Source organism: Inquilinus sp. (assembly GCF_039594555.1).
Lineage (GTDB): Bacteria > Pseudomonadota > Alphaproteobacteria > DSM-16000 > Inquilinaceae > Inquilinus.
In genome coordinates this window covers 1-8,783 of record NZ_JBCNNF010000294.1, presented here as the reverse complement: position 1 = coordinate 8,783, position 8,783 = coordinate 1, and the positions used below count along the sequence as shown (strand labels likewise).

The window sequence follows — 8,783 nt, the reverse complement described above, 5'->3', positions numbered from 1 at the left end:
CCGGCAGTTCACCGACGTGTTCCCGAAGGTGCATCTCGAGCAACCAATCCGTCATCCCCGCGAAAGCGGGGATCTCGCGACGCTTGCACAGAAAGAGATTCCCGCTTTCGCGGGAATGACGAGGAAGGGATAGGCCGTGCTGCGAAGAGGCCCCTCAGCCCTCCAGCAGCTCCGCCGGCAGCTCGCCATGGCGCTCCAGGATCACCGGCTCCTCCGCCGCATCCGCATCCGGGCCGAGATCCTGTCGCGCCAGGATGACGCCGTCAGCCCGGCCGCGCGCCAGCAGGCGCGCCGCATGCTCCTCGGCCGGCCGCCGCTGGGCGAAGCCCTGCTCGCCCAGGCGGCGCCAGCCGCCCCGGCGCCGTTCGCGCTGCCGGGCGAAGCCGACCACCATGTAGAGCGTCGCCCTGCCCGGTGCCGGCCGGTCACCGTCGGACAGCAGGCTTCCCGTGGTGGCCGGGACGGGAGCGGGCATCGCCGCAGCCATGAGAAGCGGAGCCGCAGGCGGAGGAGGCGCCGGGAGAACGGGTGCTGCGGCCGGATCGGCCACCGTCATCGGGGGCTGGGAGGAGGGGACGGGACTCTCTGGCAGCAGCAATGGCTGGGCCGGGGCGGCCGACGGGGCCGGACGTCCAGGCGGGCGCGGCCGCTGCGGCGAGGCCGTTCTGGCCTCGATCGGCCCGAGTGCGAAAGCCAGTTGCTGGATATGCCCCATGACGGTCCAGGTCGCGGTGACAGCTGGAACGAATATAGAACATCAGGCTGGCCTGTCGAGTCCGAATGCGATGCCGAGCCCACAGGAAAGCCGCCACGGCCTCGCGGTCATGCCATCCGGTGGAGAAGCGGCCCATCCTGGTCCGGCCGCGTTCCCGCGGCGGCCGGACCCCGGCCTCAGCGCTTGGTCTTCTGCTCGCTCGGGCGCGCCGCCCGCTGGCGGCCGGGCCGGCTGGCGCGGGCCACGCGGGCCGGCCGGCCGGAGCCGAGGCCCTGCCGCTTGGCGTCGGCGGACTTCGCCTTGGTGTAGTTCGGCGCCGTGAGCGGGTAATCCGCCGGCAGGCCCCAGCGCTCGCGGTACTGCTCCGGGCTCAGCCCGTAGGTCGCCCGCAGCCAGCGCTTCATGGTCTTGAAGCGGCGCCCGTCCTCGAGACAGACGATGTAGTCCGCGGTCACCGATTCCTCGACCGGCACGGCCGGGACCAGCGGCGCCGCCGGCGCCTGCTGCCCGTCCTGACCGATCTCGGCCGGGACGTCGCCAAGGGCCTCCGCCGGCTCGGCATCGGTCTCGCCCTCGGGCAGCGGGCCCTGGGTGGCGCTGAGGGTGGTGTAGACGTTGCGGATAAGGTCGAGCAGGCTCTCGCTGTCGAGCGTGTTGCGGGACACATGCGCGACGACGATTTCCTTGGTGAACCTCAGGATCTCGGTTTCGCTTGGGCGGGCCATGGTGCTCTTTCTTAGTTAGCGATCCAACCTTCGGCGCTTGCAGCTGAAATCGGCTGCCGAAGGATTCAGATCGCCTCCCTCCACTGGATGGCAAAGAATCTAGTTTCAATTTTAGGATGTTTCGCGTGATTTCCGCAAGATGATAACGCAATGACACCGCAATAAAGGGCTGCGGCATAAAATTCGAGGTCCCGCGGCCGTGGATCGGCGGCCGAACCCTCCCATCCGGCGGAGGATTTTTCGCGGCAATGCAATCCCAGGGTTGTATCGGCCGGGCTCCGGCGGCCGCGGCGGCGATGCGATTCCCGCCGGCCGGCGAACCGCCTGCAGATCTCGGGCGGGTTTCGATCGAAATCTCGGCATATTTTTCCGATATACTGTGAGAAAAGCCGCGGAAGCGGGGCGCCGCCGTCTGGACCCGGAAGGTTTCCTCCGTTGCGGAGCGCCTGGCCGCCTCTTGCCATTGCCTTTGCCAACAGGATCCAAACGGTCGGTTTCACTTAAAAGAGTCTTCCCCAATAGTTTTTAAGGATTAACCTGCCGCACGCTTGCTGATACGCTGATTTCGCGATTCGGATCGTACAATATCAGAGTATGCAAGACCGCGTCGCAATCAAAGACAGCGTGTTCAGGGGAGGGGGGTAGCCATGTCGGTCGGTCGACCGGCCGTGGATTCACTGGTCTGGCGGAAGCAGCCCTTTCGCCAGTCTCGATTCCATTGCGTCGAGTCGACGTCAAAGCTGTGGGCCAGAAGGAAGAATGAATGCGAGTTGACCAGCTTGACGAAGCAGGCCGGACGCGGGTGGGGGCCGAAAGCGAAATCCGGCGGCTGCCGCCGCATCACCGGGATTTCGCCGCCGAGATCGCCCGGGCATTCCGGTCGCGGCAGTCCGCATCCGTGCCCGAGGACCCGTCGCTGATCCACCGGATCCTGGCGGCCTTCGACGATCTCTCCGTCGCGCCGCCGGCTCAGGCGCGGTCCCGGGCGCAGAAGCCGGCGCGTGCCGCCGTGCCGGCCCCGGTGCCGCCGGTGCCGCTGCCCGAGACCATCGGCCTCGGCTTTCTGATCTGCTTGGAGGACGGGGTGAGTTGCCGCGACCTCGGCCGCCATCTGGCTGCCGCGCATAGGCTCAGCCCGGACCAGTATCGCCGCCGCTGGGGGCTGCCCGCGGCCTATCCGATGCTGCCGCCGCCGTCGCATGAGGAGCGCATGGCCTGGCGCCGCCGGCTGGCGCCCCGGGCCGACGGCGCCGAGCCGGCGCCCCTGCGGCTGCAGGAGGAGAGCCGGCGGATCGGCGCGGGCCGGTCCCGGCGGCGGCATCGCCGCGGCGCCCCGGCCGGGCTTCGCCACGATTGGGGAAAGCCGGGGAACGTTCTCGGCCGCCGCTCGGAAGGGCCGAGCACCGACGGCTTCCGGCGTTAGGGCCGAGGAGTTCAGGCGAGAGGCGTTGCCTTTCTCGCCGGCGAGATCTTTTCAGGATCTTCCGACCTGTCATCCCCGCGAAAGCGGGGATCTCGCAACGCTTTGACCGTCGGGAGATTCCCGCTTCGCGGGAATGACGGCAAAAGGTTGGGCCGGTGTCCTGAAGGGGACGTACCCGTGGCATCATCCGGCTCCACCCCCGGGCCGGAGCGCGATCGCGCTCCGGCCCCGATGCCTACTCCGCCCAGAAGATGTCGCTCAGCGCCTGTCCCCAGGGCACGACCAGGCCGCCATCCGGGTCCTTGACGATGTTGGTGTAGTCGCTGCACAGCGACATGTGCCAGGCGTGGGAGTCGCCGCCCTGGGTCAGGGTCCGGCTGTAGTCGTCGCCGCTGCCGCTGTCCGCGATCGTCAGCCCCGGCACCGGGCTGCTGCGAAAGCTGTAGGGTGGGCTGCAGGTGCCGCTCTCGAACAGGGTCTTGCCCAGCGTGGCCACGGCCATCTTGCTGCGCGGATGCACCCAGTCGTCACGGCCCCATTTCTCCCAGCGGGTCAGGCCGAACTCCTTGGTCCAGTAGGTGATCTCGACCTGGGTCGCCGGCCCCGGCCCCTGGCCGTCCTTGGCCGAGCTGGAGAAGCGCAGCGAGATCAGGCTGTCCAGCGACTTGCCATCCTTGTAGGTGAAGCGGTCGCGCATCCACATCGTGAACGGCTTGGCGAAACGCTTCGGGCAGGCGCCCGCCTCGGGTTCCTGCCCGTCCTTGTTGGTGACCAGCTTGCTCTGGAACACGGCGAAGCCGCCCTGGCCCTCGGGCGGCAGCGTCGCCGGGCCGATCACCCAGCCGTAGCGGAACCGGCCCGAGGTATCGGGCGCCCCGGCGCAGGACGGGGTCAGCCAGTAGGACAGGGCCACCGGGCTCCAACTGCCCATGATATAGCCCCAATGCTCGTCGATCCACTGCACCGACCCGCCCTCGCGGCCGGTGTCGAGCTTGCCGAAGGTCGGCGCGTCCGGCTTGGCGTCCGGGCAGCTGTGGTCGACGCCGCGGTCGTAGAAGCTGACGATGCGGGTGACGCCGTGCTTGTCGATCGGGATGTTGTCCTTCGACACTGTGCCCAGCCGCTGCGGGCAGGGGGCGCCCGGGTTGGGGAAGTTGTGCATGTGGTACGGCACGGCCTCCCCGGCGCGGATGTTGCGGCGGCGGGTGCAGTCGCGGTCGCCCGGCACCAGCGCCGGCTCGATCCGGTCGTGCTGGTCGACGCAGACATCCATGATCATGAAGTCTTCCAGCCTGTCGGACTGGGCCTGGGCCCGGGCCGGCGGCGGCGCCGCGGCCAGGCCGATGGCGGCGAGCGCCAGGGCCGGGAGGAGCGGGAAACGGATTGGCATGCAGTCCCTCGTCATTGCCGGTCGGGCGTGGCTCCCCCGGCGGCCAGCATCGTCGAAACCGCCGGTCCTGCGAAGCGCCCGGATGTCGCACGGAAAGTTTTCATAGGTTTTGCTTGGCGGGCCGATTCGGAGCGTTTTGATTTTCATCCCCGCCCGGACCCGGAAAAGCCGGATTCAGGTTTGCCCGGCACATCATATTGATCTGAAAACGGTTTCCAAACGCGAACTGAAAGGTGCCCGGATCCCGTCAATCCCAAGATTTTTGCCTTGCACCGCGATTTCGCACCGCAAAATGCATGACAGCGGCGACGGTTCGGGCTTAAAACCTTCAGGACGAAACCGGAATCATGAGTGTTCGATGGCGGTGCCGGGCAACGAGACCATTCGCGCTTTGGCCGCATCGGCCCGGGAGCGGCAGATCGTGCCGCTGACCTGGGTGGCGGCGACGCGCGAGCAGGACTACGTCAATCTCGGCGACGCCCTCAGCGCCGTGATGGTGTCGCTGCTGTCCGGCCTGCCGGTCGAGCATGTGGCGCATGAATCCCGGCGCCTGCGCATGGCCGCGGTCGGCACCATCGGCCACAGCCTGAAGGAGGGCGAGGTCGTGGTCTGGGGCACCGGCAGCTCGCGCTGGCGCAACCCCTCGGCCCCGGCGGAGGAGCGGGTGGCGGTGGCGCCGCTGCCCGGCACGCGGCTGCACATCGCGGCGACGCGCGGGCCGGTGTCGCGCCGGATCCTGGGCGGGGCGGACGCGGCCGGCCCGGCGGTCTATGGCGACCCGGTCTGGCTGCTGCCGCAATTCTATCCCGGGCCGACCCGGAAGAAATGGAAGCTCGGCGTCATCATCCACCTGGCCGACCTGCAGGACCGGTCCTTTGATGTTCGGCCGAAGGCGGAGCACATCCGCTACCAGGTGCCGGCCGAACTGGCGGGCGAGGTGAAGCTGATCCACACGGTGACGCCGATCGGCCTGGACGGCATGCGGGCCCGGCTGGACGAGATCCTGGAATGCGAGCGGATCGTGTCGACCAGCCTGCACGGCATGGTCTTCGCCGAAAGCTACGGCATCCCGTGCCTGTACTTCTCGCCGCGGGCGCCGCGCGGCCTGCATATGATGGAACTCGACCCCGACGGCACGCTCGACCTGCGCATCGTCGACCTGTATCGCGGCCTCGGCCGGGGCCATATCCCGGTCTACGGCCAGCCGCGGCGCGAGCGCACCGACTGGGCGGCGCTGATGGCGGCGATCGACACGGCCTGGATGCAGCCGCGCTTCGACCCGGCGCCGCTGCTCGAGGCCTTCCCGCTCGACCTGAACCCGTTGCGGCCGCGCGACGGCGAGACGGTGTTCGACCATCCTGTGCTGCGGCAGATCCCGCTGCAGCACCGGCCGCAGACTGTGATCCGGCCCGCCGCCGCCAGCGTGGCGGCACGGCCCGCGGCCGTCGCACGGCCGACACCCGGGCCGCTGCAGCGCATGGCGGCGCTGCTGCGGCGGCCTCTGACGAACCGGGCCTGATGCGGCGGCCCGGCCCGGCGACCCGAAACCGACCTTTTCGAAGTGGACGAGGCGCATGATGAACAGCTTGTTGCGGGCCACGCGCGACGCGGGACAGATCCCGCTCTCCTGGGCCGGATCGACCCTGGAGATGGACTATCTGAACTTCGGCGACGCGCTCAGCCCGGTCATGGTGGCGCTGCTGTCCGGGCTGGATATCGCCCGCGTCCCGACCAAGTCGAAATCCGTCCGCATGGGCGCGGTTGGCACCATCGGCCATGGTTTCGAGGGCGGTGAGGTCTGGTTCTGGGGCACCGGCTGCTCCGGCTGGAAGAACCCGTCGGCGCCGGTGCCGGAGCGGCTGCCCTTCACCGTGCCGCCCGACTCCACCTTCCACGTCCCGGCCAGCCGCGGCCCGGTCTCGGCCAAGCTGCTCGGCGGCAAGGCCAAGGGCGGCGTCTATGGCGACCCGGTCTGGCTGCTGCCGCGCTTCTACAAGCCGAAGGTCGAGAAGAAGTGGGATGTCGGCGTCATCCTGCACCTGTCGGAGCTGGCGGACCGGTCCTTCGCCCAGGCCAATCCGCGCGCCGACTACAAGCGCTTCGAGGTGCCGGCCGAATTCGCCGGCAAGGTGCATCTGATCAGCACGGTGACGCCGATCGGCATCGGCGGCCTCAAGGACAAGGTCGATGAGATCCTGGCCTGCCGGCGCATCGTGTCGACCAGCCTGCACGGCATGGTGATCGCCGAAAGCTACGGCATCCCCTGCCTGTACTTCTCGCCGCAGGGCAACGAGGCCGGGCTGGTGCAGACCGATCTCGACCCGAACGGCACGACCGACCTGCGGATCGTCGATCTCTACACCGGCATCGGCAAGCCGAAGATCTGGAGCTACGGCCAGCCGCGCAACCTCGCCACCGATTGGCAGGACGTGATCGACACCATCGACGATGTGTGGGAGCCGGTGTCGATCGACGAGGACGCGCTGATCAACGCCTTCCCGCTCGAGGCCAAGCCGCTGGCGGCGCCGGCCGGCAAGACCGTGTGGGACCACCCGGTGCTGACCGGGCTGGTGCTGCAGCATTCCGTGGAGGAGCTGCGCCGGGAGGACCGCAAGCGCGTGGCCCTGGCGCGGGCCGGCGGGACCAAGGCGGAGGCACCGGCCGCCGCCGTCGCCGCCGCCAAGCCCGCCCCGGCCCTCAAGGTAGTCTCCGCAATGACAGTGCCCTCGACCCCCGTCTCCACCACCAAGCCCGCCGCGGCCGCCGCCTCCAGCGCGCCGCTGACTGACGGCTCCTCAGCCCTGGCCCGGGCGCCGGAGGCGATGGTCGAGCCCACCCCCGCGCCGGCCCCGGTGGCCGCGCCGGCGCCGACGAAGATCGGCCCGGTGTCGCGCGAGCGGCTGGAGACGCTGCTGCGCTTCAACGCCAAGCGGCTGTCGATCCCGCTGTCCTGGGTCGCCACCACCAGCGAGCATCCGCACGCCAATCTCGGCGACGCGCTGAGCGCCGTGGTCGTGGCCGCCATCGCCGGGGTGCCGGTGCGGCGCGCCGCCTTCGACGACGCGTCGGAGCGGATGGTCGCGGTCGGCACCATCGGCCATGCCCAGAAGAACGGCGTGCTCCATTTCTGGGGCACCGGCATGGATGCCACGCTGAATCCGGTCGACCGGTCGATCCGGCAGTACATCCGGCCGCAGAACACCGATTTCGTCGTGCATGGCGTGCGCGGCCGCAAGACCCAGGCGGTGCTGCGTGGCCAGGGCATCAAGGTGCCCGACGTGTTCGGCGACCCGGTCTGGTTCCTGCCGCGCATCATGCCGATGCACCACGTCAAGAAGACGCATGAGCTCGGCGTGATCCTGCACATCTCTGAACTAGCCTCGATGGACCCGCAATCCGGGGTGAAGGAGGCGCTGAAGCGCTACAACATCCCGCCCAGCCTGGCGGGGTCGATCCGGCTGATCAACACCTACACCGCGCCGAAGGTCGACGCCTTCGCCGCCAAGGTGGAGGAGATCGTGTCGTGCAAGCGCATCATCTCGACCAGCCTGCACGGCATGGTGATCGCCGAGACCTACGGCGTGCCCTGCGGCTGGTTCGGCACCTATGAGGGCGGCCGCCTGCTGCTCGACGTCGACGATCCGGAGAACCGGATCGACCATCGCATCCGCGACTTCTACTCCGGCGTCGGCAAGCCGGGCGTGATCGCCTTCTGCCGCGACCGCAGCCTGGAGACGCCGTGGGAGGACGTGATCACCTGGATCGACGAGACCTGGCAGCCGCTGCGCTATGACGGCCGCGACCTGTTCGAGGCCTTCCCGGTGGCGCAGGGCGTGTCTTTCGACGACGCGCTGTGGCCGGTGTCGGGCGATGTCTACGCCCGGATCCCGTTCTAGGGTGACGGTGATGAACGGGCGGACCCAGCGCCCGTTCGCCGCGGCGGCGCGGGTGGCCGGCGCGCTCACTCTGGCGCAGCCGCCGGCTCCGGCGCGGGCGATCCCCGCGCCGGGCGCCGGGCGGGTGGTGCTGGTGCTGCAGGGCGCGGCCACGCCATTCCAGCGGCGCCTGGCCACGGCGCTGGAGGCCGAGGGCGCGCGCATCGTCAAGATCAACATCTGCGGCGGCGACGCGGTGTTCTGGCGCCGCCCGGCCATCGCCTTCCGCGGCCGGTTCGAGGAGTGGCGCGGCTTTGTTGCCGGCATCCTCGAGCGCGAGGGCGTCACCGACCTGGTGCTGTTCGGCGACTGCCGGCCGCATCACCAGGTGGCGATCGACCTCGCCCGCCGCCGCGGCCTGCGGCTGCACCTGTTCGAGGAAGGCTATCTGCGCCCCGGCTGGGTCACCTGCGAGGCCTGGGGCGTCAACGGCCATTCCGACCTGCCGCGCAACCCCGCCGCCTTTCTGGCCATGGCGCGGAGCCTGGAGCCGCCGCCGGCTGCCGCGCCGGTGCCGTCCTATTTCCTGCACCGGGCGGTGTGGGACGTGCTGTGGACCATCGGGCTGGTGGCGCTGATGCCGGCCTTCCCGCAT

The 8,783-nt window shown here is 69.5% G+C and carries 6 protein-coding genes and 1 pseudogene; 4 read left to right on the top strand and 3 right to left on the bottom strand.

Annotated elements, in window-relative coordinates; translation table 11 throughout:
* Window positions 1-154 precede the first annotated feature (154 nt).
* On the bottom strand, window positions 155-475 hold the full coding sequence (locus tag ABDW35_RS25770) for a hypothetical protein (protein WP_343716720.1): 321 nt from the start codon (window positions 473-475) through the stop codon (window positions 155-157).
* Window positions 476-891: 416 nt separating this feature from the next.
* Window positions 892-1,440: a MucR family transcriptional regulator gene (locus ABDW35_RS25765; protein WP_343716719.1), complete on the bottom strand. Its 549-nt coding sequence runs from the start codon at window positions 1,438-1,440 to the stop codon at window positions 892-894.
* A 763-nt stretch (window positions 1,441-2,203) separates the two neighbouring features.
* Between ABDW35_RS25765 and ABDW35_RS25760 the strand changes: the two genes are divergently transcribed.
* A complete protein-coding gene (locus tag ABDW35_RS25760) occupies window positions 2,204-2,863 on the top strand; it encodes a MucR family transcriptional regulator (RefSeq protein WP_343716718.1) in 660 nt (219 codons plus the stop codon).
* A gap of 235 nt (window positions 2,864-3,098) precedes the next feature.
* Here the strand turns inward: ABDW35_RS25760 and ABDW35_RS25755 are convergent, their stop codons facing one another.
* Complete coding sequence (locus tag ABDW35_RS25755) at window positions 3,099-4,253, bottom strand: hypothetical protein (protein WP_343716717.1); 1,155 nt, start codon at window positions 4,251-4,253, stop codon at window positions 3,099-3,101.
* A 358-nt stretch (window positions 4,254-4,611) separates the two neighbouring features.
* Between ABDW35_RS25755 and ABDW35_RS25750 the strand changes: the two genes are divergently transcribed.
* The 3 genes and pseudogenes from ABDW35_RS25750 to ABDW35_RS25740 form a co-directional block, all read left to right on the top strand.
* Window positions 4,612-5,772 (top strand): polysaccharide pyruvyl transferase family protein, encoded by a 1,161-nt coding sequence (locus ABDW35_RS25750; RefSeq protein ID WP_343716716.1) that lies wholly within the window; start codon window positions 4,612-4,614, stop codon window positions 5,770-5,772.
* A gap of 58 nt (window positions 5,773-5,830) precedes the next feature.
* Complete coding sequence (locus tag ABDW35_RS25745) at window positions 5,831-8,149, top strand: polysaccharide pyruvyl transferase family protein (protein WP_343716715.1); 2,319 nt, start codon at window positions 5,831-5,833, stop codon at window positions 8,147-8,149.
* 10 nt (window positions 8,150-8,159) lie between these two features.
* A pseudogene (locus ABDW35_RS25740) lies at window positions 8,160-8,783 on the top strand (hypothetical protein); the annotation flags it as partial.

What these genes read in the sequence shown, in the direction of transcription:
- ABDW35_RS25750 (WP_343716716.1), top strand. Translation starts at nt 4,612, where the DNA reads ATGGCGGTGCCGGGCAACGAGACCATTCGCGCTTTGGCCGCATCGGCC.
- ABDW35_RS25745 (WP_343716715.1), top strand. Translation starts at nt 5,831, where the DNA reads ATGAACAGCTTGTTGCGGGCCACGCGCGACGCGGGACAGATCCCGCTC.
- ABDW35_RS25770 (WP_343716720.1), bottom strand. Translation starts at nt 475, where the DNA reads ATGCCCGCTCCCGTCCCGGCCACCACGGGAAGCCTGCTGTCCGACGGT.
- ABDW35_RS25765 (WP_343716719.1), bottom strand. Translation starts at nt 1,440, where the DNA reads ATGGCCCGCCCAAGCGAAACCGAGATCCTGAGGTTCACCAAGGAAATC.
- ABDW35_RS25755 (WP_343716717.1), bottom strand. Translation starts at nt 4,253, where the DNA reads ATGCCAATCCGTTTCCCGCTCCTCCCGGCCCTGGCGCTCGCCGCCATC.
- ABDW35_RS25760 (WP_343716718.1), top strand. Translation starts at nt 2,204, where the DNA reads ATGCGAGTTGACCAGCTTGACGAAGCAGGCCGGACGCGGGTGGGGGCC.